Source organism: Microbulbifer variabilis (assembly GCF_023716485.1).
Classification (GTDB): Bacteria; Pseudomonadota; Gammaproteobacteria; order Pseudomonadales; family Cellvibrionaceae; genus Microbulbifer; species Microbulbifer variabilis_B.
In genome coordinates this window covers 665,001-689,248 of record NZ_CP092418.1, presented here as the reverse complement: position 1 = coordinate 689,248, position 24,248 = coordinate 665,001, and the positions used below count along the sequence as shown (strand labels likewise).

At 50.9% G+C, this 24,248-nt stretch carries 33 protein-coding genes and 2 rRNA genes (1 of these 35 only partly in view); 18 read left to right on the top strand and 17 right to left on the bottom strand.

What is annotated here, in order from left to right; translation table 11 throughout:
* Window positions 1-9: 9 nt before the first annotated feature.
* The 13 genes from MJO52_RS03135 to MJO52_RS03075 form a co-directional block, all read right to left on the bottom strand.
* Entirely contained in the window at window positions 10-1,503 is a 1,494-nt protein-coding gene (locus MJO52_RS03135; RefSeq protein WP_252084506.1) for a phage portal protein, read from the bottom strand.
* The gene (locus tag MJO52_RS03130) at window positions 1,503-1,718 is read right to left on the bottom strand and encodes a primosomal replication protein PriB/PriC domain protein (protein ID WP_252084505.1); all 216 of its coding nucleotides are present in this window, start codon (window positions 1,716-1,718) and stop codon (window positions 1,503-1,505) included. Before MJO52_RS03130 ends, MJO52_RS03135 begins: the two co-directional genes overlap by 1 nt.
* Entirely contained in the window at window positions 1,719-3,722 is a 2,004-nt protein-coding gene (locus tag MJO52_RS03125; RefSeq protein WP_252084504.1) for a terminase gpA endonuclease subunit, read from the bottom strand. It abuts the gene before it with no gap.
* The gene (locus MJO52_RS03120; RefSeq protein WP_252084503.1) at window positions 3,685-4,206 is read right to left on the bottom strand and encodes a hypothetical protein; all 522 of its coding nucleotides are present in this window, start codon (window positions 4,204-4,206) and stop codon (window positions 3,685-3,687) included. The genes MJO52_RS03125 and MJO52_RS03120 overlap by 38 nt, the downstream gene beginning before the upstream one ends.
* 86 nt (window positions 4,207-4,292) lie before the next feature.
* Window positions 4,293-5,003: a hypothetical protein gene (locus tag MJO52_RS03115; protein WP_252084502.1), complete on the bottom strand. Its 711-nt coding sequence runs from the start codon at window positions 5,001-5,003 to the stop codon at window positions 4,293-4,295.
* Window positions 4,993-5,223 (bottom strand): holin, encoded by a 231-nt coding sequence (locus MJO52_RS03110; protein ID WP_252084501.1) that lies wholly within the window; start codon window positions 5,221-5,223, stop codon window positions 4,993-4,995. Before MJO52_RS03110 ends, MJO52_RS03115 begins: the two co-directional genes overlap by 11 nt.
* Window positions 5,220-5,576 carry a hypothetical protein gene (locus MJO52_RS03105; RefSeq protein ID WP_252084500.1) on the bottom strand — a complete coding sequence of 119 codons (357 nt, stop codon included), beginning with the start codon at window positions 5,574-5,576 and terminating at the stop codon, window positions 5,220-5,222. Before MJO52_RS03105 ends, MJO52_RS03110 begins: the two co-directional genes overlap by 4 nt.
* Entirely contained in the window at window positions 5,576-5,968 is a 393-nt protein-coding gene (locus MJO52_RS03100) for a DUF5675 family protein (protein ID WP_252084499.1), read from the bottom strand. Before MJO52_RS03100 ends, MJO52_RS03105 begins: the two co-directional genes overlap by 1 nt.
* A 158-nt stretch (window positions 5,969-6,126) precedes the next feature.
* Window positions 6,127-6,513, bottom strand: coding sequence for a hypothetical protein (locus MJO52_RS03095; protein ID WP_252084498.1), 387 nt, complete (start codon window positions 6,511-6,513; stop codon window positions 6,127-6,129).
* Window positions 6,514-6,559: 46 nt separating this feature from the next.
* Window positions 6,560-6,805 carry a hypothetical protein gene (locus MJO52_RS03090; RefSeq protein ID WP_252084497.1) on the bottom strand — a complete coding sequence of 82 codons (246 nt, stop codon included), beginning with the start codon at window positions 6,803-6,805 and terminating at the stop codon, window positions 6,560-6,562.
* A 136-nt stretch (window positions 6,806-6,941) separates the two neighbouring features.
* Window positions 6,942-7,307 (bottom strand): hypothetical protein, encoded by a 366-nt coding sequence (locus MJO52_RS03085; RefSeq protein WP_252084496.1) that lies wholly within the window; start codon window positions 7,305-7,307, stop codon window positions 6,942-6,944.
* Window positions 7,258-8,166, bottom strand: coding sequence for a helix-turn-helix domain-containing protein (locus tag MJO52_RS03080; RefSeq protein ID WP_252084495.1), 909 nt, complete (start codon window positions 8,164-8,166; stop codon window positions 7,258-7,260). The genes MJO52_RS03085 and MJO52_RS03080 overlap by 50 nt, the downstream gene beginning before the upstream one ends.
* Before the next feature lie 284 nt (window positions 8,167-8,450).
* Window positions 8,451-8,720 (bottom strand): transcriptional regulator, encoded by a 270-nt coding sequence (locus tag MJO52_RS03075; protein WP_252084494.1) that lies wholly within the window; start codon window positions 8,718-8,720, stop codon window positions 8,451-8,453.
* Between the two features lie 111 nt (window positions 8,721-8,831).
* Between MJO52_RS03075 and MJO52_RS03070 the strand changes: the two genes are divergently transcribed.
* On the top strand, window positions 8,832-9,698 hold the full coding sequence (locus MJO52_RS03070; protein ID WP_252084493.1) for a helix-turn-helix domain-containing protein: 867 nt from the start codon (window positions 8,832-8,834) through the stop codon (window positions 9,696-9,698).
* 55 nt (window positions 9,699-9,753) lie between these two features.
* Here the strand turns inward: MJO52_RS03070 and MJO52_RS03065 are convergent, their stop codons facing one another.
* A complete protein-coding gene (locus tag MJO52_RS03065; RefSeq protein WP_252084492.1) occupies window positions 9,754-10,404 on the bottom strand; it encodes a hypothetical protein in 651 nt (216 codons plus the stop codon).
* A 143-nt stretch (window positions 10,405-10,547) separates the two neighbouring features.
* Between MJO52_RS03065 and MJO52_RS03060 the strand changes: the two genes are divergently transcribed.
* The 12 genes from MJO52_RS03060 (at window position 10,548) to MJO52_RS03005 (ending at window position 16,342) form a co-directional block, all read left to right on the top strand.
* Entirely contained in the window at window positions 10,548-10,889 is a 342-nt protein-coding gene (locus tag MJO52_RS03060) for a response regulator transcription factor (RefSeq protein WP_252084491.1), read from the top strand.
* On the top strand, window positions 10,886-11,071 hold the full coding sequence (locus MJO52_RS03055) for a hypothetical protein (protein WP_252084490.1): 186 nt from the start codon (window positions 10,886-10,888) through the stop codon (window positions 11,069-11,071). The genes MJO52_RS03060 and MJO52_RS03055 overlap by 4 nt, the downstream gene beginning before the upstream one ends.
* A complete protein-coding gene (locus MJO52_RS03050; RefSeq protein ID WP_252084489.1) occupies window positions 11,068-11,370 on the top strand; it encodes a DUF7673 family protein in 303 nt (100 codons plus the stop codon). Before MJO52_RS03055 ends, MJO52_RS03050 begins: the two co-directional genes overlap by 4 nt.
* On the top strand, window positions 11,367-11,675 hold the full coding sequence (locus MJO52_RS03045; RefSeq protein ID WP_252084488.1) for a DUF6378 domain-containing protein: 309 nt from the start codon (window positions 11,367-11,369) through the stop codon (window positions 11,673-11,675). Before MJO52_RS03050 ends, MJO52_RS03045 begins: the two co-directional genes overlap by 4 nt.
* Window positions 11,675-11,833, top strand: coding sequence for a hypothetical protein (locus tag MJO52_RS03040; RefSeq protein WP_252084487.1), 159 nt, complete (start codon window positions 11,675-11,677; stop codon window positions 11,831-11,833). Before MJO52_RS03045 ends, MJO52_RS03040 begins: the two co-directional genes overlap by 1 nt.
* The gene (locus tag MJO52_RS03035; RefSeq protein WP_252084486.1) at window positions 11,830-12,117 is read left to right on the top strand and encodes a phage antirepressor KilAC domain-containing protein; all 288 of its coding nucleotides are present in this window, start codon (window positions 11,830-11,832) and stop codon (window positions 12,115-12,117) included. Before MJO52_RS03040 ends, MJO52_RS03035 begins: the two co-directional genes overlap by 4 nt.
* Window positions 12,118-12,202: 85 nt before the next feature.
* A complete protein-coding gene (locus MJO52_RS03030) occupies window positions 12,203-12,484 on the top strand; it encodes a hypothetical protein (RefSeq protein ID WP_252084485.1) in 282 nt (93 codons plus the stop codon).
* Window positions 12,485-12,554: 70 nt separating this feature from the next.
* Window positions 12,555-13,001, top strand: a complete 447-nt coding sequence (locus tag MJO52_RS03025; protein WP_252084484.1) for a hypothetical protein — start codon at window positions 12,555-12,557, stop codon at window positions 12,999-13,001.
* Window positions 13,001-13,684, top strand: a complete 684-nt coding sequence (locus MJO52_RS03020; protein WP_252084483.1) for a hypothetical protein — start codon at window positions 13,001-13,003, stop codon at window positions 13,682-13,684. Before MJO52_RS03025 ends, MJO52_RS03020 begins: the two co-directional genes overlap by 1 nt.
* Window positions 13,681-14,595 (top strand): hypothetical protein, encoded by a 915-nt coding sequence (locus MJO52_RS03015; RefSeq protein ID WP_252084482.1) that lies wholly within the window; start codon window positions 13,681-13,683, stop codon window positions 14,593-14,595. Before MJO52_RS03020 ends, MJO52_RS03015 begins: the two co-directional genes overlap by 4 nt.
* Before the next feature lie 18 nt (window positions 14,596-14,613).
* Complete coding sequence (locus tag MJO52_RS03010) at window positions 14,614-16,095, top strand: DNA cytosine methyltransferase (protein WP_252084481.1); 1,482 nt, start codon at window positions 14,614-14,616, stop codon at window positions 16,093-16,095.
* Between the two features lie 49 nt (window positions 16,096-16,144).
* Window positions 16,145-16,342, top strand: a complete 198-nt coding sequence (locus tag MJO52_RS03005; protein ID WP_252084480.1) for a helix-turn-helix transcriptional regulator — start codon at window positions 16,145-16,147, stop codon at window positions 16,340-16,342.
* A gap of 67 nt (window positions 16,343-16,409) precedes the next feature.
* On the opposite strand, the gene MJO52_RS03000 is transcribed toward MJO52_RS03005, so the two are convergent.
* Window positions 16,410-16,817, bottom strand: a complete 408-nt coding sequence (locus MJO52_RS03000) for a hypothetical protein (protein ID WP_252084479.1) — start codon at window positions 16,815-16,817, stop codon at window positions 16,410-16,412.
* Window positions 16,818-17,178: 361 nt separating this feature from the next.
* Here MJO52_RS03000 and MJO52_RS02995 point away from each other — a divergent pair, with 361 nt between their 5' ends.
* From MJO52_RS02995 to MJO52_RS02975, 5 genes are all read left to right on the top strand, one after another.
* Window positions 17,179-18,759 (top strand): peptide chain release factor 3, encoded by a 1,581-nt coding sequence (locus MJO52_RS02995; RefSeq protein ID WP_252084478.1) that lies wholly within the window; start codon window positions 17,179-17,181, stop codon window positions 18,757-18,759.
* A gap of 70 nt (window positions 18,760-18,829) precedes the next feature.
* Complete coding sequence (locus MJO52_RS02990) at window positions 18,830-19,462, top strand: lysophospholipid acyltransferase family protein (RefSeq protein WP_252084477.1); 633 nt, start codon at window positions 18,830-18,832, stop codon at window positions 19,460-19,462.
* 108 nt (window positions 19,463-19,570) lie between these two features.
* Window positions 19,571-20,212 carry a TSUP family transporter gene (locus MJO52_RS02985; protein ID WP_252084476.1) on the top strand — a complete coding sequence of 214 codons (642 nt, stop codon included), beginning with the start codon at window positions 19,571-19,573 and terminating at the stop codon, window positions 20,210-20,212.
* Window positions 20,213-20,215: 3 nt separating this feature from the next.
* The gene (locus MJO52_RS02980) at window positions 20,216-20,566 is read left to right on the top strand and encodes a hypothetical protein (protein WP_252084475.1); all 351 of its coding nucleotides are present in this window, start codon (window positions 20,216-20,218) and stop codon (window positions 20,564-20,566) included.
* Between the two features lie 29 nt (window positions 20,567-20,595).
* The gene (locus MJO52_RS02975; RefSeq protein WP_252084474.1) at window positions 20,596-22,008 is read left to right on the top strand and encodes a M20/M25/M40 family metallo-hydrolase; all 1,413 of its coding nucleotides are present in this window, start codon (window positions 20,596-20,598) and stop codon (window positions 22,006-22,008) included.
* A gap of 785 nt (window positions 22,009-22,793) precedes the next feature.
* Here the strand turns inward: MJO52_RS02975 and rrf are convergent.
* Window positions 22,794-22,909: ribosomal RNA gene (gene rrf / locus MJO52_RS02970) — 5S ribosomal RNA — on the bottom strand.
* A gap of 203 nt (window positions 22,910-23,112) precedes the next feature.
* A 23S ribosomal RNA gene (locus MJO52_RS02965) occupies window positions 23,113-24,248 on the bottom strand (it continues 1,745 nt past the right edge of the window).

Genomic DNA, 24,248 nt, shown 5'->3' with positions numbered 1-24,248 from the left:
AGCAGTTTCCTATTTAGAGTCGGAGTCGGACTCAGTATTTTCTGCGGGGACCGCAGCGCGTTTGGTTGGGGTGGTAATGCCGCTGGCTTTTAACTTCTGCTGCCAGGCTGCAGTCTGCTTGATCACATCGTCTGGCTTTTTGCCACGACGACGGATGGTCTGCTGCGGGCTGACCAGCACGTTTTCCAGCAGGGTTTCATCGGCGCTGGCTTCGTGGGCTGGGTTAATCCAGGGCATCACCGGGGTGATAAAATCGACGTGCATCAGCGTGGATGGGTCCACATCAGCGGGCACCTGAAAGGCGTCTGCCAGTAAGCCCATTTGCACCCAGCGCCGGGTGACCGGCTCCACAACTTCTTCGCAGAATTCAAGGCTTAGGGTTTCGTAATTAACCCATTGCTCTACCAGCTCCTGGCGCTGTGCGCTGTAGGTGCCGTTGTAGTTTTTACTGATACTGCTAAAACTGGCCATGGTGCCGGCGGCGGCCATGCGGTGCATGGTTTCCAAAAATGGGGTTAGTAAACCACTGGGGCGATTACTTTGAATGGTGCCGACAGATTCCCCAGGCCGTAGATCGTCATAGATAGCACCAGCGCGGATAGCCAAGGTGCGATTTCCTTCATCGTCTCTGTCATCTGGCTTGTAATCTTCAGGGCCACCTTTTTGAATAAATCCAACCATAGCCGAGGCGATCTTAGCGGCGACGCGCTCGTTTTCTTCATAGTCTTTAATATCGTTAAGGCGATTCATTACCGCAGCAAAGATGGAAACCCCTCGGGTTTGATGTAGCCTGCGTACAAACTTAAGGTGCTCAATATTTTTGGCACTATGGAACCTGCGCTTCATACGCCAGTTCAAAGAGGCACCAGGGTGCTCGTCGTACAACCAAAACCCAGCGGGCTCGCCCCAGGCAGACTTTTGTATGCCCTGAACAATACGCTTACTGGGGTCGCTGTAACTGACCGGCAAGAAATCCGGCTCCAGACACTCTATGGTGTAAGGCACATTGGTGCGGTGCTTTAAGCCAGGTACTGTGCCCTGCAGGTGCCTAAGTAAGGTTTCCCCGTCCCTCAGCCAGGTATTACATAAAAGCCGTTGAGATTTTCCCCAGCTGAACTGCCGGGTACATTCCGGGCGCCGCGCCCATTCTTTATGGGCGTCATTCATTTGGCTGGCTAGGCCGTCATGGATATCGCCATCCCAGGTTTTTGGTTGGAATTCCACATCGATACCGCGTGGGCCGACGATGTTGTTTACCAGGGTGGTGAGAATGCCACAGGCAAAATCATGGTTTTGTTCAAGGTGCCTGGCTTGACCTCTTAGGGCCTCCAGATCCCCCTCTACCACTAGATCCCCGCTGCGGTTATCACCGGGGTTTTTTCTTGTACGACTGGGCCGCGTAGCCTCGTAGGCTGCAACCACTTCTAATGCCCGGCGAGCCTGCACACGGCGCAAGGCAGCCTCGGGGGCAAAAAACCCGATAACAGAATCTAGTTTGTTCATTAGTAGAAATTCGCGTAAGCGGGCCCGCAGCGTTTACCTGCAGCCTTCAGTTTTTCTTGATATGCGCGGCGCTCCCACTCCTGACGGCCTGCGCGGATTTCCTGCAGGTTCTCCGCAGTAAATTGCCGGCCATTGATCACCGTGGTTTTACCGGCGAGCACGTCTATCTCGGCATCGATATAGAGGTCGACCATCTCTTGTGCAGTTTTAGACATTTAACTATCCAGTAAGGAGCCAACAGGCTGTGCTGGCCGGGGTGGTTTTCTAGTAGATTGCTTGGATGCTGGGGGTTGGTCGGGTTCACTAAACAACGTGCGCTGGCCTAGACGTGCCTCAAGAATTGACCATTTTTTCTCAGTCTTTTTTTGCACTTCCATGGCATAGGCCGCGTGTAGGGCATAGACCTCGGTATCTAGCCCTTCATTACTCTTTCCAGGTCTTTTCTGCCAAACTTCCCTTCCTGAATATTTTTTGCTTGGAGCTTTTACTTCGGCGGTGACCTGCTCCCAGTAATCCTGACGCACATGCTTGCTGCTATGCATATAGGCGCTGGTGCCTAACAATCGCCTAGCAATAAGATCCTTAGCCTTGTGGGTGCCCACCATGTACAACTTCACTTGATGGCGATCTGCTTTAGTAGTGCGCGTTGGCTTACTAACCTCAGCTTTCCTTGGATGTGAAAATATTTCTTTGCTGCCAAAGTCTCTACTATCGCCCTTAATTGCCATCACCAGGACGCGGCGATATTTTTTTTCTCTAGTTCTTACCCATTCATACACCGCGCCGCTGGTAGTACCATCAGAGGAATCGATACTGACTGCAGATGCGTAAATCTCACCAAAGCGCTCATGCTTGAAGCCTTGGAAAACTAACTTGTCCAAGGCATCCCAGCAGCTATCGCGCTTATCTACCGTGTCGCCATCGATTTCGCCCCAGTGCATTTGCCAGCTTTCTTCATTGCGGCCAAAGGCGCGGATGGTGATGGCGAGGCGGTCATGTTGAACATCAATACCGACAGTAACCAGCAACCCACCAGCCGGACAAAATAGTTCTGGATAATCCTCGGCAGTTTCTTGCAGTTTTTCATGATCCAGCAACCGGTTGGCCGCATATTTATAGGGCCTGCCTAACTTGTTGTTTTGGAATACGATGCGCGCAGATTCATCGCCGCTTTTGGCTTCGTGTTCGGCTTCCAAGAAATCCCTGACGACCTCCGCCAAGCCAGTACCAGGGATACACACATAAAGCTCTGATAGCTCCATAAAGGTTTCTATCGGTTCGATTTCATCTTCTGCAAAGTCTTCGCCGCATTGAGTTTTCACCCAGCCGGCAAAATCATCGCCATTTTCCCACGCGGTTTTACAGGTCTGCAGAATATTGGCCTGGCGGCGGTAGTCATCCCAGGCACTACCACATTTAGGACAGGTATAAACGGCGGTTTCTGGCTGATTCAGGCCGAATACCGGGTGCGGTGTGCCGCCCTCTTTCTCCAACCAACTAACGTTTTCCCAGTCCAGTACATGGGACTCACCACAGTCGTGACAGGTAACCGGTAGCACGCGCATGGTGCCGAGCTTGGTGTAGTGCTCCACTTGGGAAAGATCAGCAACCGCCGGCGTGCCGCCAATAATCAATTTCTTATTGCGCATCCGTTTTAGACGTTCACGCAGATGGCGAATGGAATCGCCCTGATCACCGACGTCTTTATTGGTATCGTCCGGCTCCTCCACATAGCCACGCTTGGCAGTGGTGGATTTAACATTAGAGACAGAATTTGAACCGACAGTACGCACTTCCCCACCAGGGAATACTTTTCTGGTAGATCTGTTGCCCAGCTTACGACTGGTAGAGACATCAATCACACGCGCTACATTCGGCGAGCCCTCAACAATCTTCACGAACTTTTCGTCCATGAAGTTCTGGCCTTTTGAATCCTTCGGAAAGAGCATCAATACCCGCGCGGGATCAGTCACCGCCACCTTACAGATATCTGCCGCTAGCAATACCGTCCAGCCAATCTGCGCCGCTTTTTGCATTACAACCATCCAGGAGACTTGGCTATCGAGTGCGTGCATTACGCCCCAAAAATAGGGCACAAAATCTACCCGGTAATAGCCCGCGTTATCGCTATCTTCGGATGGCAACTTAATATTTTCTGGCAACCACTCAATCAGCGGAATTTTAGGCTGCGGTATCCAGGTCTTGCGTACCTCCTTCACCAGCCTCTGTAAATTCAATCTCGTAACCGCCAATAGTTCTGAGGGCAGCGTCAATGTTTGGCTGTAGGGGTTCTCTGTTGACGGTAATGGCATACTGACTTTCGATAGCAATAATGATGCTCTCTACCGCTCCTATAAATTCATTCTTGCCAATGGTGGACCACTCCACCATCGCTTTGCGTACAGACTCAATATCCAGAATTAATTGATCCTGCTTGTACAGCTCGCGCATTTTTAATTGGGCATTCGCCTCAGATTCAACCGCCTGCGCCATATCGCGACGGTTTCGGGCCTCATTCGCCTGGCGGCCTGCGGCCTCGGTTCGCAGTCGCTCGCAGTATTCATGAAGCCAAACTTTGTAACAGGCGCCTACGGTAAAAATCTCTGCCTTATAGTGTTTGGCAATAGCAGGTTGAGTAGCACCAACCAGGCGAGCAAAACCAGACTGAGTGGCCTGATCATCAAGTGATAGGTTGTCAGCCAAGGTATAACCCCCTAGAAAATTTCAGATATCTGTTAAAAAAACACGGTCCGAATCACCCGTGTGTTGGCCCTCTCAGGAGGACCCGTTCAACGTCTCTTTGCGGTCGCAATCGCATGGTCCATGGCCTTATCCAGTTCAATCGGCAGGTGACGCCGCGCTATGCCTTCGGCAATTCGGATAAATGGGAAACGCTTGCGGTAGTCTGGCTTGCCTTTGAGGAAAATCAGGATGGGCTTAACCGTTGGCCGGCGTTTGCCGCCTGCCCTCTTCCAAACTCCTAAGACACCATTCACTTTGCCAACGAAATATTTACCCTTCTTACCCTGCGTATTGCCAGCAGCACCAGAGTTGCCCCGTAATTCAGCCAGGATTTTTTTATAGGTTCCGACCGAGATATTCCCATGCTTGTTTAATCTCGCCGCCTCGCCATGTACCACATACATACCAGCAGGTAGGACACCCATATGTCGAAGGGCGCGCTCAAAGCGCTTGTCGTTCCGGTTAACATCCATGACCGACGGGGCCAGATATTTACTCGGTGCAGTTCCGTTGGAAACCTGATCACGTATAAAGACTTTGGCAATGCCAGAACGCTTCGTGGCTTTCTTTACCAATACAGAGTTCAGCGTTAACTTTGCCGGGTTTGTAAATACCCGCCCCATCACTGAGCGCTCTTCTCCCCGGATTCGAAAGGCCACGTTATTTAAGGCAACCGAACTGGCATAAGGTAATTGCTTTTTTAATTCAGCAGATGCTCGATCAAACTTTGAAGTATCCAGCTTTACACTAACGTCCATCGTCCCCGTCCTGCTGCCTTTCCTGCAGCTTCAAGCGCTTATGGTTGTAATACCAATTCACAATGAACCCACTCAAAGCAATCAAGAAACCACCCACCGCCAACAGCTCTTGCGCTGCATATCCACCGACTACCGCTGTACCCGCAGCAACCGTAGTGGTTGCACTGGCGATCTTCTGAACCATGGCTTCCCTCGCTGCCTCTTGAGCTACAGTGTTCACCGCTTGACCTCACTCACCCACGACTTCACGAAATAGAAGCCGATGATGATGCTGTAAGGCTGCACAACCACATCAACTAGCAGGCCCTTAAGATCTGCTACAAAAGGCGCTTTGAAAGCCATGGCCGCCGCAATAAATAAAACCAGCAGCGCCCAAACCAATGTCACCAGAAAGGCAATTAATCGTCGTGCCCGGTTCTGCGGCTGCGTGGCTTCCAGGTATTTGAGATACCAACGGGATTTTTCCTCATTGGTAAACCACACTGCATCCACAGTATTTACAGTGGCATCCAGCACCTTGCCCGCAGACTCTGGGCCAGCAAATAAACCCTTAACTCCAGACCAAATACCCATCACGGATACTCCGGCACAAAGTGCGAAATTGTCAGATCAAATTCAGGCGGCAGCAGCTCTCGCAACTGCTGCATTGCCTTACGGGATTGCGTTACCCACCAACCACCGGGAGCCAGGTTAGAACCAATACCAATACAGCCCTGCACATCCGCCGAATAATTAGCGGTGTGGATTAATATTTTTGTACGGCCAGGGACTTCCTTTAGCTCCCACACATTGGGGAACCTTGGTGAGTTATAGGGATTACAGGAATAAACCCCTTCAGGAATACAGCTCTCGAACGGACGATTCCCCAACCACGGGCGCTCTACCGTATAAAACACAAAGTCGCGCACTCTCAGCCGCCCCAATGTGGCATCAAGCCCATAGGCGAATCGCGTTAATTCAAACATGAGGTATTAGCTCCCGGATTTCGGGCACAAAAAAACCGGCTCAAGGGGCCGGTTTAGGAAGGTATTCTGTTCGCCGAATCACAAAACTCGGCAGCGTTGCAGATATTAGGGTGTACACGTGTACACTGTCAACAGCCAGCTACTGAATTAAAAACCAGTTATGCAGCATCACGCGCCAAATAAAATGCCTCAACGGTCCCTTCAATAACTCGACACATGTTTATTACCCAGCTTTTGCTTTGACCGAGCTTTTTACACACGTCAGGCATTTCCCACCGGTAATAATATCTCAACCAAAAAACCAGCCCCTCCAATTCCGCCTTCTCCTTGTCCCGGCGCCGAGTAATTGTATTCAAATAGGCCAGCACCACCGCATCCATTCTGTCAGCCCTATTCCAATCAATTAATGCGGATATCCCTTGCCCCTCACAAACCATACCCTTGTGAAATGCCGCCATACGAGGCCAAGACACAGAATCCCCCGCCCTCTCAGGATATGCCCTAGCCCATTCCCACAGGAGTTCACGAATACCTAATTCTGACATTACGAATACCCTCTTCTCGACCAACTAACTCACCAACCAATCCCAATCACGCTGCCGCCCGTAAACTTTCGGCATTTTCCCTAAAAACCTTCCTCGCCACATGCAAATTATCCCGGTGGAAAGTCCCCAAATAATCCTCATGCACCTCTCGGATTTTATTTTGAGTCACCACCGTATGAGCAAACACCAGATCCACTTGGCGCGGGTTATCCGTGCGAAATACCGCTAAGGGTCTACTCGCAACGGTAGTCATAATTCGCTCTTGGGCTTCTGTCAGAGTTACAACGGTCATACTTCACGCTCCATGATGATTTGTAATTACCAGTTAAAATCTTCCAGCATCTCGGCCCAGGTAGTTGGCCCACTGGTGGACTCCTCGCAAGGGATATATTCCCCCTCCAAAACCTCTTCCTCTGCGCCCTCTGAACTCACTGGAATAATCCCCGCATTTTTGCCAGTTCGCTCTCCCCGCAGCGTCGGGCCCGCTCCTGAGCGCCATCGTCAGGTAGCGCCAGAGGTTTAAACCTGTTGTGCGCCGCACTGCCTGGGGACGGCTGACAAAGCCCCAGAAACTCCGCATAGTTCGGCGGCCAGCTAGACTCCCCACGCCGCGCAGCTTCGATATTGCGGTGCTCGATGTTTTCCATCCCCCTCGCCCAATCCTTGTCAGACAAGCCATGTGTCTTTCGCGCCCACAGCATAAAATCCTCACCGTAAACCCCATTGCGCTCCCCCTGCTCCGAGTCATACAACGCGCGCTGGGAAGTCCACTTGTGGCCATACAGCTGCGCCATGCGTTTCCACAGTGCCAACAGCAGCCTCTCGTGCCGTGGCTCTAGCGAAGGCCGTGTTGATCTGCTGCTGTTGCTGCTGGAACCGGTTGCCAGCGCCTGAGTTACGGTTTTCATTGCCCACTCCCTGTTGGTGACTCACTGGAGGCTTGAATTCCTCCTGCCAATGTTTTCCTCGGCCAAAGAACCGCTTGGCCTGCATAACGTATTCAGTCCCGATCTTTCCGGTTTGCTCGCAGAAGGAGCGATAGCGATCCAGCCCTAATTGAAATTCTTCAGGCTGGTGCTGTTTGCGTTGCTTGCGATACGCCTTCAGGGCCTCACCCCTTGGATTACCGCCAGCGCGTTTTGGGTAGGATTTCCACAGCTGGTCAAATTCAGATTCAATCGGATCAACTTCCGAAAAATCCGGATTTGTTCCAATAGTATTATTCTCTACTGTATTACTCAGTAATGTATTCCTCTCTTTTAGGAAACCTAAATACCCCTCTTTAGGATTCCTAAAGGGGTCGTTTAGGTTTTCTAAATACCCCCCTTTAGGTTTTCTAAATAGGTCAGGCTGGTTTTTAGAGTAAGCTTCAGACAGGAAAATGTTGCGCTCAACAACCCGCTTTCCCTCTCGCTTATGGCGAAGATAGATATACCCCTTCTCCTCTAGCGAGGTGAGGATTTGCGAAACTCTCGATGTAGAAACCCCAAAGAATTCAGCAAAAGCCTTGTTAGATTTGTAACAGCCCCTCGCCCGGTCAGCGGATAAACTCTTGATCTCTACCAACATCACCTTTTCTTGCATCGTTAAGGATTTATCCAGCCATAAACTGGCCGAAATCCAAACCCCCTCAAAAGCCCTTTCTTCAGACACAACTAACCCTCCAGCAAATCCACCTGAATTGGCAAAAATCAATGATTAGATATTGAATGCCGGTCTTTCCCGGCTGTCAGCGGTCTTTCCCGCCGTCATCAAAGCGGGCCGGGTTGGCGTCCCTCACCGGCCCTTCCTGTGGTTATTTGAGATAACCCTGTACAAATCCCCATATACCGCAATGAATTAATCCCAACCCTCATTCACCGCAGAATGGCAGGACAATAAAATGGGGGATTTGAAAATGATCGTTATTCTGGCTTCACCGACAAACCCGGATGGGCTTAACTTGCCTCCCGAAATTCTGGAATTCCTTGCTGATCAGCAACTTCAAAAAGCTCAGCCAACTTCGGGCAAAGATCCTCAGCCCGAACAAGGCCACCTCCAACCCGCTCCGCACGCAGAGCCAGCGTGGCTGACGCACCATGTATTCCACGTAGTAAGTTACTGATAGTGGGCTGACTGACCTTTAGGGCTCTGGCAGCAGCTTGCTGCCCCCCGAAATGTTCAATCAGCTTTTTGATGGCCTCTTCGACCCCGTCTGATTTGTTCATATCCGCAGAGTATCGGTATACCTATACTACCGTCAACTGGTATTCCAGTTTTTCACGGTATAGGGAGCCCTATAACATACAACCCAACCAAAAACCCTCCGGAAATCATCAGTGACCGACCTAAAGGACAGACTCAAAGAAGCCCGCAAAGGAGCTGGAAAGACTCAAAAGCAAGTTGCGGAAGCGGTAGGCATTACCCAGCCCTCTTACTCTGAGCTGGAGAATGGGCGGTCTTATGGCACCCGCTATATCACTCAGATAGCTACATTCCTTGGCGTAAATCCCGTTTGGTTAGCCTCTGGGACGGGCACAATGCGCCCCCCCTTGATAGAAGAGATTCGCCGCAAGAATTTAGAACCTTTTCTGGAGAAGTACGGACTGGAAGGGCTTAAACAAAAACTTCCTGGCCTAGAAAGCCATGTTCACTTCATTTTCACAGAAAATCGCCCTATCAATAGCAGGACTGCCAGAAAGATCGAAGCCGGCATGGATCTTCCTATAGGCTCATTGGACTACGACGCAACGACGCAGGAAGCAAACATTCATCACAGCAATGTAAGCCCAGGCCCACGCATTCAAGGACGCGTGCCGTTAATCAGCTGGGTACAGGCAGGAGAATTTTGCGAGACAATTGATCTATTCGAGCCTGGCGATGCGGAAGACTGGATGCCCTGCCCGGTTAAACACTCAGACCGTACCTACGCCTTGCGCATACAGGGCGACAGCATGACCAGCCCATACCCTGGTCAAAAGTCCTACCCACAAGGCACCATCATTTTTGTAGACCCAGATAAACCGCTGGTAAATGGCTGCCGCGTAATCGCCAAGCTTAATGGTGAGGCCACATTTAAAACTTACGCGGAAGATATGGGCCATATCTACTTACGCCCCATCAACCCAACCTACTCCCCAATGGACGTAACCGACAAAGAAGTAACATTCTGCGGAGTAATCATTGGCTCTTTCAGCCCTGAATAACGCCTATAAAAAAGCCCGCAATTGCGGGCTTTTTTGTGCTCTTTCCAGCAACTCACTAGCCGCCACTGCCAGCTGTATCGCCTACAGCTAATATCTGCCTTTTGTTTTTCACCTTAGACAAAAACTCTCGAATGGACATCAGAGCTAGACCCTGCCCACCTGGTCTTCTCTCCATGGAAAACAAAGCATCTTCGTAACCATCACTACTATGTATGCGAATCGTACAGTCCTCAGTGACAGTCATTTCCTGTAGAAACTCCAACGGGACCACTACAGTGTTCTGGCTATTTGTATAAATAGTTTTCGATAAATCATTCCAGCCATCATTTCCATGACTTGTAGCACCGCCAGCCTCAAATGAATACTTCTGCCCATTTAAGTTCACATCTATTCCGGTCAGGCTTGTGTAAATAGAACCCACATTATCCGCACTGGAACTATAAGACATTATCAACGCCACGTATTCTGGCGAATTACTGTTCCAGCGTGCACCCAGCTTGTAACTATTGAACCCCCAGCCAGTATGCTTTGGATCATGAACAAACTGAGGGGAAACCTCTACGATAGTAGCCCCATCAAACGTCGAAACCTTTTCTGATACTACTCCTAATCCCCCCATTCTAGAGGTCATATCGGCCATACCAACACACCCCCCAAGACAAGCAGCCAGTAAAACTCCTAGCACTCCATACCCAAGCATTTTCATTTTTGTCCTCCATGGATAAATGCGCCCCAAGCATATCAATACCTAATTCAACTTCAACAAACACACAAAACATAGGTATACCTATTGACTCTATAAACTGGTATCCCTATATTTTGCTTATCAACCAAGGACAGGGCACTCAAATGAACACTGCCAAGCACCTCAGACCACTGGCCCCTCGCCAGGCCGAAGCGCTAACCCATCGCGCCCGCGGCCTCTCCAATCGCGAGACAGCCCAGGCCATGCAGTGCTCAGTCACAAACGTAAGCAACCTGCTGGCCGAGTGCTTTTACAAACTCCACGCCCGCAACAGCACAGACGCAGTGGCCAAAGCGGTAAAGCACGGATTAATACAATTCGCCCTGCTCACCTGCGTACTCAGCGGCATCGGTGCCGATGCACAAGACCAATTGCGCACCCGCTTCCAGCGCCGCCCCACAGTTCGAACCATACGCATCCGCAACAACCGGGAGGGAATCGCATGACCGCCACCGTGTTTGTACATCCAACGGCTATGAGCAAAAACAATATCGATCAGTTGAAACGCCGCATCGACATCGTCAACGCCGACCACAAAGCGCACATCCGTTTAGTGCAACCAAAAACCACTTTTGCACGGCCAACACAAAACAATAACTGGCCCCCATTTGGAGGTGATGCCGCATGAATACTTTCAGCCCAACCCAGAGCGTGGAAACCCTGCTCCGCGTTGCCAACGGATACTCCGGCGCGAGTGAAATAGCCGCACAGGTTTTGCTTTCAGCCTGGAATAGCAGTGATTTCGCAGTCCCCGTTGCAAGCCTCTCACTGCTGGATGGCGACAACTACCAACACGCCCTCAACGTGATGAATCTGCGATACCACGGCAGAGCACCGCAAAGCGTAATTGCAGACGGCGATAAAAAATTGAGTGCCCTCTACCGCGAATGGAACCACCTGGAAATACAAAGGAAGGAAGCAGCGTGAACGACAAAGAATTTTCCCCACCGGATTACAGAGCCCACGCTTTTCTGGAAAAAGGTGTCCATCACATGCGCGACCGCGCCGAGCAGCGCGATAGCGAAACCGGCGAGCGATCTATGGCCAAAACCGTAAACGCATTTAATGCGCTTTACGGACACCACCTCACTGAGGAAGAAGGCTGGATGTTTATGGTGCTGCTTAAACAGGCCCGCGCAAGCAGCGGCCTATTTGTAGCAGACGATTATGAAGACGGCGCAGCCTATTTCGGCCTAGCCGGCGAAGCCGCCGCAAAAGCCAGAGCCACCTGATGAGTGAGTTCAGCCGAATCTTAGATCTGTACGTAGAACTACTGAACAAGGTAAAGCTGCAAGAAATTCTAATTGAGAGTATGCGCGAACAAATCGCCGCACTCTCAGAAGCTACCCAGGGCCAAGTCCCACAACAGGAAAATCAGGAGGCAGCGTGAACCAGACAAAACCCTATACCGTCACCCAGGCCGCCCGAATGCTAGGAATGGGCAGGAATAACCTGCTGAAACTTCTCCGTGACAATGGCTTTTTGTATAGCCGTGAACCCATGCGCAATTCACCCACAAAGTGGGCCCTAGAGCAAAAACTCTTAAAGCAAAAGGAAGGCGAATATCTCGTAGGACCGGTAAAAGTGCAGCACATCACCGCACTAGTTACCACTAAAGGCATGGCCTGGATACGAGACATCGTTGAACAAAATACGGCACCTAAAGCCAGCTAAAAATTTAACCGCGCCCAGGCGCATCAGTCAGCTGTAACCGCTAGGGCTGCCTGTACGGAGCCCATTTTAAAAATGGGAGAAACCAATGAAACGATTTGCAATTTTTTGCGGCAGCTACAACAGCCTCATGATGGGCGGAGCAAAAGATTTTAAAGAGTCCGTACACACTGAAGAACAAGCATTGGAACGAGTTAAAGAAATCGCCAAACCAGAAGCATTTCTTGACTGGATACAAATATTCGACAAGAAAACCGATAAGGCGAGAAATTTTAAATTCTACAGAGGCGAGCTAAAGGAACAAGAACCCGACGAGTGCGAACGCCCATCAAAAAAATTAATAGCCGCAGCCGAGCCTCAATACGCTTAACCCTTAAAAAATAGCTCTCTCAGCCCGCCCAGTGCGGGCTAAGTGGGTAGAGGATATTGAGGAATAGAGAATGGCCAAGCGTAAACCCCGCAAACCCATGAGCAAGCAGGCCCAACACGCCCGCCTGGTAAACCGCTGGCTGCCCGGCTTGGTCCTCACCGCCCGCAGCAGCACCGGCCTGGATACCGATGGAGACCCCATTCTCGATATCAGCCATCGACGCCAAGGCGGCGCCGTTGGCGATATAGCCCGCGCCAAGCTCCAACACGAAATACTCAATTGGCAACACCACTGGCTGGTAACGGTTTTTGTCGAGTGCAAAACCCCAAAGGGCGAACGCTATACCGACTCCACCGAGTTCGAAGCCCGCGGAGTCCGCCTAAACGATTTGGCGGAACTGGTGCGCCCAGAGCTGGACAACATCCAAAACCAAGCCAACCCCAACCACTACAAAGACCACGGATGGCAGGCGGAGATTCTGCTGAATCGTAAGCAGGAGAAAGGGAGAGCAGCATAATGAAAGAAAGACCTATTTTACTTAATGGGGATATGGTGCGGGCAATTCTGGATGGACGTAAAACCCAAACGCGCAGGCTGATAAATCCGCAGCCATTTAATGGCGTAAGCGATGAAGAGGCCATAAAACAAATTGGCGGCTTGCCCCCTAGACTCTCCTTGCATCAGGTAATTAATCAAGCTTGGCGAAGTGGGTGTGCGGATATCCCTTGCCCACTTGGAAAGCCTGATGACCGCTTATGGGTGCGCGAAACACACCACCTTAGCCACCAAAAAAAAGTCACCTATAGAGCCGATTACCCCTTCAATCCTTTCAATGAGGACGAATGTGGGGAAGACTGCTCAATGGTTGGGGAGAAGTGGCGCCCCTCAATCCACATGCCCCGCTGGGCCAGCCGTATCACCTTAGAAATTACAGCTATTCGAATTCAACGTATTCAGAACATCAGCGAAGAAGACGCTATAGCTGAAGGAGTTCTTAATTCAACCCTACAAGCGCCGCCAACTAAAACTGTCATGTATCACTGCGGGCCGTGGCCAACACCAATTTGCGGTGAGTCGGCCAGGGATGCATATGGGGCTCTCTGGGAATCTACCTACGGCAAAGACAGTTGGGACCAAAACCCATGGGTATGGGTTATTGAGTTTCGCAGAGTAGAGCATCAGGCGGAGGCCGCCGCGTGAAGCTCTGGCAATCCCTCACCGGCATCGCCGCCCTAATCTTCTGCGGCACCAGCTTGGCCTTTACCGTACAGCTTTGGGTATCCATGCCCGCAGGTTTGGGCGGGCAGCTGGTGGCCGGTGCCACTGCGGTGGCCCTAGAACTGTGCAAATTCAGCTTCGCCCCGCTGGGCCTGTGGTTGTGCAGCCAAGGGCAAAAGAGCGGCTATGCCCTACTCTGCCTCTGGCCCCTGCTGGTAGTGATCAGCATTGTCGCCACCGTTGGATTCCTCGCCACCCACAGCGAAGAGCAGCAACAACGCAGCGCCCGCAACAGCCAGGAATACCGAGCATTGCAACAGCAGCTCAACAGCCTGCAACAGCAGATAAACACCCTAAACGGCCTGATCAACACCGATGCCAACAACGGCTACCGCCAGCGCGCTCTTAATACCGCAGCGCAGTTATCCACATTGGAGACTGAGCGAACCCAGCTGATAGAGAAGTTATCCACCATCGGCCAAACCGCCAACACACACAGCGCCTTTAACAGCCTCGCCAACACCCTAAACGCAGACCCCGCGCGGCTTCAGCATATCGGCTTTCTGGCCCTGGCGATCATCACCGACATAGTGGGACTGGTCGCGTTACTCGCGTTTAACGCCGCTGCAACGGTTGGTAAACGCGTTTCACAACCGTTTCAACAGCCCGAAACAGCAGAGCAACAACCAGAACACACCAGCCACCTGAGCAAAGAACAGCAACAACTGGCCCAACGTATCTGCGCCGGTGAATTCGGCAACCGCCCAGTGTTACGCAACATCAGCAACAGCATCACCGGCGGATACAGAATCGTTAAACCCGTTTTCGACGCCCTGCAACAGGCAGGCGCACTCAAACGCAACGGCCAGCGGTTTGCCCTGGTGCAGAGCTAAAAGACGAGGGAAAGAATCATGAAGTTTGGAAGCGTCTGCAGCGGTATCGAAGCGGCAAGTGTGGCTTGGGAGCAACTGGGCTGGCATGCAATCTGGTTTGCAGAAATTGAACCATTTCCCTCTGCGGTTCTGGCTCACCACTGGCCGGAAGTACGCAACCTGGGAGATATGACAAAGATTGCCACGGAGGTGCTGCGCGGCACTGTCGAAGCGCCAGAGGTATTGGTGGGCGGCACACCTTGCCAGGCTTTTTCTGTATCGGGGATGCGCGAAGGGTTGAGCGATCCGCGTGGCCAGCTGACTATCAAATATGTGGAGTTACTCGATGCAATTGACCATGTTCGCACCAGCCGGGGAGAGCAAAAAACCATCGCCGTGTGGGAAAACGTCCCCGGTGTCCTTAGCTCGAAAGATAACGCCTTTGGCTGCTTCCTCGCGGAGCTCGCAGGTGACGACAACACCCTTACTCCTGGTCCACAACCTGAGCCAGGACGGTCCAGCGCCCATTGGCAGTGGTGCAAGAAAACCCGTCAGCATTTTCCAGTCTGGTCGAAGTCAGGTCACGTTATTGGACCCCGCCGCACAATCGCGTGGCGGGTACTTGATGCCCAATATTTCGGAGTGGCCCAACGACGCCGCCGTGTGTTCCTTGTCGCAAGTGCTAGAGAAGGATTCGATCCCGCAGCGATACTTTTTGAGCGCGAAGGCTTGCGCCGGGATTCTGCGCCGAGCCGAGAAACGCCGCAAGAAGTTGCCGGAACTATTACGGCAGGCGCTGGAAGGCGTCGTGGCGCGGGCATCGAGCCCGAACAACTCACCACCGGAACCCTGACTGCAACTTATGGCGAGCAGTCAGGCCGGGACCTCGCGGAAATGCCCGGCGGGCTATTGCCTGTAGCATTTGGGCAAAACCGGCAATCTGGTCCGGTGGATGTGAGCCACGCAGTTACTGCCCATGCCGGGCGCCAGGACTTCGAGAGCGAAACCTTTTTGGTACAGCCCGCAATTGCCTTTCCCGCCGAACTAAGTGGAACCCAGTGCGCCGCCAGTGAAAACCTAAGCCCGGCGCTTTCGGTAACACACACAACAGCAGTGGCCTTTGCACAAAACAGCCGTGATGAGCTCCGCGAGTCACCACTAGTTGGTACGTTGAGCTCTGGCGGTGGCAAGCCTAGCCAAGGATTTGCCGCAGTTCGCCAGGGCTTGGCTGCGCGCCGCCTCACCCCTGTGGAGTGCGAACGCCTGCAGGGCTTCCCCGATAACCACACCTTAATTCCTCTTGAGACTCGCAAGAAAGTGGAAACAGAAATGGTGGCCTATTACAGCCGCCAACTGGGCCGAGAACTCACCGCCGAGGAGTGCGATTACCTGGCCAGCGATGGCCCCCGATACAAGGCCATAGGCAACAGCAAGGCGGTGCCGGTAGTGCGCTGGATAGGGAAAAAAATCAAACAAGCTTTAAAGCAACTGAGCGGGGACTGTAACCAAGCAGCCGCTTAGAAGACCTTCAAAACAGAGACATTGAGAAATTGCCAAAAAGGAAAATCTTATGATTAAAGGATATTGGTCAACCAAAGACTTAAGCGAACGCTACCGCTGCTCAAGCCGTACAATCTTTAGATGGGTAGAGCGTGAAACCAACCCATTCCCAAAACCACGTATCAAAGCCTCTGGCAGCCATAACCTTTGGGCGATTGATGATGTAGAGCAATGGGAGGATCAAGTTTCATATCAAGCAGCTGCCTAGATGTTCCTCACCTCATCCTTAGCGATGGTATTCACATCATCACCCTCGCTAAGGATTGACCCCTTGATTAAGCGTCGATATTGAATCTTATTTTGTATTCACCTGTGAATACATTTTGAACCAATACATCTGAACTGCACTTAGATGAGGGGGTTGCCCCTATTGAGAATTGATAATAGCCATTCATCTGGATTACTGACCAATTGAACCTACATGATTGATAGGTTAATACCCCAGCATCCGCCACACCATTAGTTATTGAGGTATGAAAAGTCGTACTGTTTGCTGCCGCAGGGCTTGGAAATAGTGGAGAAATAATACCGGTTGAATTTGTTCCATTAATGAGCACATTATCAGAAGAAGTATTATTTTTTAGCTCTATGCTTGTTGATAATGTAGCTGCCAGTGTTGGTACAGAGAATGCTACAGATGCAAGTAATCCCGCTGTAAGAATAAATTTTCGTTTAACTTCCATTTCATTGCTCCTTGAAAATGACGTGTAAAGACTTTCAGCAAGTCCACAGCCATTTCAACTCACGCTGACATCAAATGTCAATAATGTCATGTGAGTACAAAACTTGAAGTGCACAAACTAACCATTGGTGCAAAGCCTGGATTGTTGAACAGACTCAACTCCAGCAACAACATATGTACGCGGCCAAGAGCTTATCCTGTACCTTATTCGCACCAATCAAACTGACCAAGTAGCGCCCACTAGTCAGCCCCCGAGAGCAAAACCAAAGGCCAATTTGTTATAATGCGGCCTTTCAGATTCGGCCTTGGGGTATATTTCAATATGTGTACACAGGGGCGTACACAGATAAGGTTAAATCTAAGTGAATCAAGATTTTTCTCAACAATTTCAAAGACGTAGAACTTTCGCCATCATTTCCCACCCGGACGCCGGTAAAACAACCGTGACCGAAAAGCTACTTTTATTCGGAAATGCCATTCAGCTGGCAGGTTCGGTTAAAGGGAAAAAAGGTCCCCACGCGCGCTCCGACTGGATGACCATGGAACAAGAAAGGGGTATCTCCGTCACCTCCTCGGTGATGCAGTTTCCCTACAAGGAGCGCACGGTTAACCTGCTCGACACCCCCGGGCACGAAGACTTCTCCGAAGACACCTACCGGGTACTCACTGCGGTCGACTCTGCACTGATGGTGATTGATGGCGCCAAGGGTGTCGAAGACCGCACCATCAAATTGATGAATGTGTGCCGACTGCGCACTACGCCGATTCTCTCCTTTATCAACAAACTGGATCGGGATATTCGCGACCCCATCGAAGTGATGGATGAAATTGAAGAAGTCTTGAATATCCAAGCCGCCCCCATCAATTGGCCACTAAGCTCCGGTAAAAATTTTAAAGGGGTATACAACCTCTACACCGATACAATTCACGTATTTACTCAAGGCCAGGGTCACACAATTCCCGACGATATCCAGATCAAAGGGCTCGACTCCGCTGAGGCCGATGAGCTACTCGGCGAATATGCCGAGGACATCCGCGAGGAAATCGAACTGGTACGCGGCGCTACCCACGAATTCAATCTGGAAGCTTATTTAGCTGGCGAACTGACTCCGGTATTTTTCGGCACAGCGCTTGGTAATTTTGGCGTACGTGAAATGCTCGATGGATTTGTCGAATGGGCCCCGGGCCCTCAGCCTCGCGCCACCCAGGAGCGCCAGGTAGAGCCAAACGAAGAAAAGTTCTCCGGTTTTGTGTTTAAGATTCAGGCCAATATGGACCCCAAACACCGCGACCGTATTGCCTTTATGCGCGTCTGTTCCGGTACTTATAGCCGTGGCATGAAAATGAAACATGTACGCATCGGCAAAGATATAAAAATTGCCGACGCCGTAACATTTATGGCTGGCGACCGAACCCACGTGGAAGAGGCTATTGCCGGCGATATTATCGGCCTGCACAACCATGGCACTATCCAGATCGGAGATGCCTTTACTGAAGGTGAGTCTCTAAAGTTTACCGGCATTCCCAATTTCGCCCCGGAGTTATTCCGTCGTATTCGCCTGAAAGATCCTTTAAAACTAAAGCAACTGCAAAAGGGCTTGCAGCAGCTCTCCGAAGAGGGCTCTACCCAGGTATTTTTCCCACTGGATAACAACGACATTATTGTCGGCGCCGTCGGTGTCCTGCAGTTTGAAGTGGTCGCCTATCGCCTCAAGGACGAATATAAGGTGGAAGCCATTTATGAAAATGTAAATGTAAATACTGCTCGCTGGGTGGAAAGCGAGAGCGTGAAAGAGTTGGAAAACTTTAAACGCAAAGCAAGTACCAACCTTGCCATAGATGGCAGTGGACACCTGACCTACCTAGCGCCTACCCGTGTGAATTTGCAGTTGGCGGAGGAGCGTTATCCAGATATTCGCTTCTACGCCACCCGCGAGCATTAACTTGGGTGGACGTTTCCTGAAATCGCTTGTCAGTTCCAGGATGTTTGAGCAGTAGACAGAGAGATCAATAATGAGTCAGCAGAAAGAATTACCGGAAGAAATGCCCCGCCTAGGCAACGGCCTGACCGCTGCTATTGGTAGGCTGCTGATCCGGCTGATGGGATGGCGCCTGGAAGGTACCTTCCCTCCGGAAAAAAAAGTGATGGTGGCCCTGGCCCCGCACACCTCCAACTGGGACTTTGTCGTGGCCATGCCTTTTATCATGGCTTATAGGGTGAAAATTTCCTGGCTCATGAAGAAGGAAGCTTTTTTCTTCCCCTTTAAAAATCTCTTTATGTGGCTCGGTGGTGTGCCCACCAATCGTGGTTCTGCAGGGGGCATCGCCAAACAGGTAGCTAGGCAATACCGCAATAACGAAAAAATGTGGGTCGGTATAACTCCCGAGGGAACTCGCAAGAAAGTCACTAAGTGGAAAAGTGGCTTCCTGCGAATTGCTTATGCTGCCGAGGTACCAATTTTACTGGTTGCCTGGGACTTTTCTCGCAAGCGTTTCTGCCTGGACTCCCTCTACCATCCCACTGGAAACCTGGAAGAGGATATGACGGAAATCCAACGTCGCTTCAGTAAATACCAAGGGTTCCACCACAATATGCAAACCGATCTCTTGGAGGGCAGTGATTCCTCCCGTGATAGAATTCAGTAGCGATTTAACCCTTAGCACATATTTGATACTCGCCGCGGTGGCTTTCACCGCTGGCTTTATCAACGCCATCTCCGGCGGCGGAGGCCTGCTAACCCTGCCCGCACTCTTATGGGCTGGCCTCCCCCCCTAGATGCCCTCGGCACTAATAAATTCCAGGCCGTTTTCGGTACTCTCTCATCCAGCTTCAACTATTTTCGAAAAGGGCACTTACAACTGAAACCCCAGTGGCCGGGCTTGATAGCGGCCGTTTTTGGCTCCGCTCTGGGTACCTGGGCAGTCACTAAAATCGGGGGAGACATACTCGATACACTACTGCCGATATTAATTATCGTCATCGCCCTCTACTTCGCATTTTCGCCGCGAATTTCTGATATTGACTCTAAATCCAGAATAAGCCCTGGGCTATTTAACATTCTGATTGGTGGTGGGATTGGTTTTTATGGAGGTTTTTTTGGTCCTGGGATAGGGGCCTTCTATGCCCTGGCATTCGCCGCTCTACTGGGTTACAACATGCGTAAAGCCACGGCATCAAGCAAACCGCTGGTATTGGCCACCAATATCACCTCATTGGTTATATTTATGCTGGGCGGATACTTTTCACTGATAGTCGGTATCACTATGGCGGGCACCCAGATTATCGGTGCAAGATTAGGATCTAACCTGGTTATTTCCCATGGAGCCAAACTGATTAAGCCTGTAGTTATTCTCGTTACTATGACCATCGCGATAAAATTACTGCTGGAGCCCTAGAAAGTGACCCTGTTCCTCACTCTGCTGCTGTCCTTCTGTGCTTTTGTCATTGTGATCTGGACATTAATGCATCTGCGCACTCCGCGATTTCGTATGGACAGAGCCAGCTTTGTTAAAGGCCTGGAGGATGCCATCACGGGCCAGGCTAGCGAGAGTGAATGGCGTGCCTTAGTGGCGATACCAATGCGCCATGATCCTGAGCTGGAAGCAATGCGACTCAAGTGTCTCGAAATAGAAGAGCACGAGTCCAGTGATCACCCGCCCTATTTATTTACCGAGAAGGGGCTGGAACAACTGCGGCATATTCGCAGTAGGCTACTTATCAACACACCTAACAAACAACCTAGATCTTGAGTCAACGAGCTTTAATCAAGGATAAACATATGTTTAAACAACTGCTGACCCTCACTGGGGCCTTTATTGCAACCACAGCGATCAGCATCGCCCAGGCGAAGCCACTACCCCAGGAAGATCTGTCCGTGGCAGAAGTATTGCGTGATCGCGCCCTGACTTCTTCTGATGCCTATAGCATCGTTGAATCCTTGACGGTAGAAGTGGGCCCCCGTCGCGCAGGTACGGAAGGTGATCGGCGTGCAGTGGCTTGGGCCCAGGAAAAAATGAAATCCCTGGGGTTCGATCGGGTTTATACAGAGCAAATTGAAGTACCCCGCTGGACACGTGGACATGCCCACGCCCAGGTGGTTTCGCCCTACCCCCAACCACTGGTGGTGTCTTCCCTGGGCTATAGCGTAGCAACCCCCAAAGGTGGCCTTACTGCGGAAATCGTCGAGTTTCTTGATGTTGAAGCCCTACTGCAAGCCTCCCCTAAACAGGTAAAAGGGAAAATAGCCTTCATCAACAAGCGTATGGAAAAAGCTCGTACGGGTGAAGGCTACGGCCCCGCAGTGCAAGGGCGCAGTAAAGGTATGCGTGCAGCCGCTGAGAAAGGTGCTGCCGCACTGCTCCTAAGGTCCGTGGGCACAGACTCTGACCGCTTTGCCCATACCGGCATGATGTCTATTAATGATGTCGAAAACCCAGTTCCCGCACTGGCACTGTCAGCCCCGGATGCCAACCTTTTAGAAGCCATGTTGAAACGTGGCAAGCCGGTAGAAGTTAAGCTCGTTATAGATAATCAGCGTCACAGTGATGGCCCATCATTTAACGTTATTGGAGAAATTACTGGCCGCGAGAAACCCGAAGAAGTCATGATTATTGGCGCCCATCTGGATTCTTGGGATGAAGGTACCGGAGCGCTGGATGATGGCGCCGGAGTCGCCATAGTAATGGAGACCGCTCGCCTGATTGCCGAGCTCCCCAAGCGTCCTCGCCGTACCCTGCGCGTAGTTCTCTTCGGCGCCGAAGAAATTGGCCTGGTCGGTGCCAAGCAGTATTTAGATGCACATCGTCACGAGCTGGATAATATTATTGCCATCTCTGAGTCTGACTTTGGCGCAGGTAAGATCTGGAGATTTGATACTCGTTTGCCTGAGAGTAAATTCGATATTGCCGACCAAATGATGCAATTACTAGCACCTCTCGGCATTGAGCGCGGACATAACAAATCCTATGGCGGACCAGACAGTAGCGTGTTTGTCGCCGAAGGAGTCCCTGCCTTCGGTCTCTACCAGGATGGTACCGACTACTTCGACTACCACCATACCCCTAACGATACCCTCGATAAGGTGAAGCCAGAGAACCTGCGCCAGAACGTCGCAGCCTGGGTAGTGATGTCCTTCCTTGCCACCGAGATGGAAGATAACCTCGGCCGAATTCCCTCAAAAATAAAAGAGTAAACTAAGCACCTCACAACCACGACAAGAGCCTCCTCAGTGGAGGCTCTTTATACCTCACCTATCCTATTCGTACCATTCCCCAAGTTACCCACAACAGCAAGGCATATTTCTGTTTCCTGCTGGTGACCATTCCATTAACAGGCTGTTACTAACAGAATCCATGGATAGAGCTGTGTATAACTCAGGGATATCCACGCTCAGGCCCCTGTTTCCGCGGGGGCCTTTTCAACGGGTAAAAAAACACCAGCCATTTATCCACTTTCCACCGCTTGGCGTTATTAACAGAAAGTCTGGATAGACTTGTGCATAACTGCGGTATATCCGCGCCAGGCCCCGTGGTTGCACAGGTTCATTAAAACGTGCAAAAAATCACCGGTATTTTTATTGGTATTTCTGCGCCGTTTTTTTCAACGCAATAATTTTTCTAGGTTAAAGAGCACTTTTTAATTTCAGGTATTTTTTTGGTGGTGCCTGAGGTACAGATTAAATAAAGCGCGTTATTTTTTTGTATTTCCATTTTTTCCTTACAGAAAAAATTTAAGAAAGTGCTTTATTTATAGGAGGGAAGGCTCTTCGGAGCTTTTTAGAGCCTGCGCTTTTTTCATTAGCTTTTACCGGGTTGGATTTTTCGGCGGGAGTGTTGCGAGTAAAAATTCGATTGGGCTTTTTATTTATTCTGTATTTTGAATTTATTTTTTTATTCTCTGTTTTTATTTTTTATATATTCAATTTTTTTGTACATAAAAAAAGGGCCACCCTATTGGGTGGCCCTTTTCGGATTAGAAGCCTGACGATGACCTACTCTCACATGGGGAAGCCCCACACTACCATCGGCGATGTTGCGTTTCACTTCTGAGTTCGGCAAGGGATCAGGTGGTTCCACAACTCTATTGTCGTCAGGCAAACTGGCTTGGGTTGGCGTTGGTCTTATAAGCAATCTGCTTGGCCTGCCGTGTTATCGCTGTTTGCCTCGGTCTGCTGACCGGCGATAACCCCAAATAAGTCGGTAAAACAATCTGTAGTAATACACCGCAAGCGATCATTGTGTGTCTTTCATTCCACAATCCGCTAGCTTAGCTAGTCGTTAGTAACCATCTCTGTTGTATGGTCAAGCCGCACGGGCAATTAGTACTGGTTAGCTCAACGCCTCACAACGCTTCCACACCCAGCCTATCAACGTGGTAGTCTTCCACGGCCCTTTAGGACTCTCAAGGAGTCAGGGAAATCTAATCTTGAAGGAGGCTTCCCGCTTAGATGCTTTCAGCGGTTATCCCGTCCGAACATAGCTACCGGGCAATGCCACTGGCGTGACAACCCGAACACCAGAGGTTCGTTCACTCCGGTCCTCTCGTACTAGGAGCAACTCTTCTCAAATTTCCAACGCCCACGGCAGATAGGGACCGAACTGTCTCACGACGTTCTAAACCCAGCTCGCGTACCACTTTAAATGGCGAACAGCCATACCCTTGGGACCGGCTTCAGCCCCAGGATGTGATGAGCCGACATCGAGGTGCCAAACACCGCCGTCGATGTGAACTCTTGGGCGGTATCAGCCTGTTATCCCCGGAGTACCTTTTATCCGTTGAGCGATGGCCCTTCCATACAGAACCACCGGATCACTATGACCTACTTTCGTACCTGCTCGACATGTCTGTCTCGCAGTCAAGCGCACTTATACCATTATGCTCATTGCATGATTTCCGACCATGCTGAGTGCACCTTCGTACTCCTCCGTTACTCTTTGGGAGGAGACCGCCCCAGTCAAACTACCCACCATACACTGTCCTCGATCCGGATAACGGACCAGAGTTAGAACCTCAAACATACCAGGGTGGTATTTCAAGGACGGCTCCACAGTAACTAGCGTTACTGCTTCAAAGCCTCCCACCTATCCTACACAAGTAGGCTCAAAGTTCAGTGCAAAGCTGTAGTAAAGGTTCACGGGGTCTTTCCGTCTAGCCGCGGGTACACTGCATCTTAACAGCGATTTCAATTTCACTGAGTCTCTGGTGGAGACAGCGTGGCCATCGTTACGCCATTCGTGCAGGTCGGAACTTACCCGACAAGGAATTTCGCTACCTTAGGACCGTTATAGTTACGGCCGCCGTTTACCGGGGCTTCGATCAAGAGCTTCGCCGAAGCTAACCCCATCAATTAACCTTCCGGCACCGGGCAGGCGTCACACCCTATACGTCCTCTTACGAGTTTGCAGAGTGCTATGTTTTTAATAAACAGTCGCA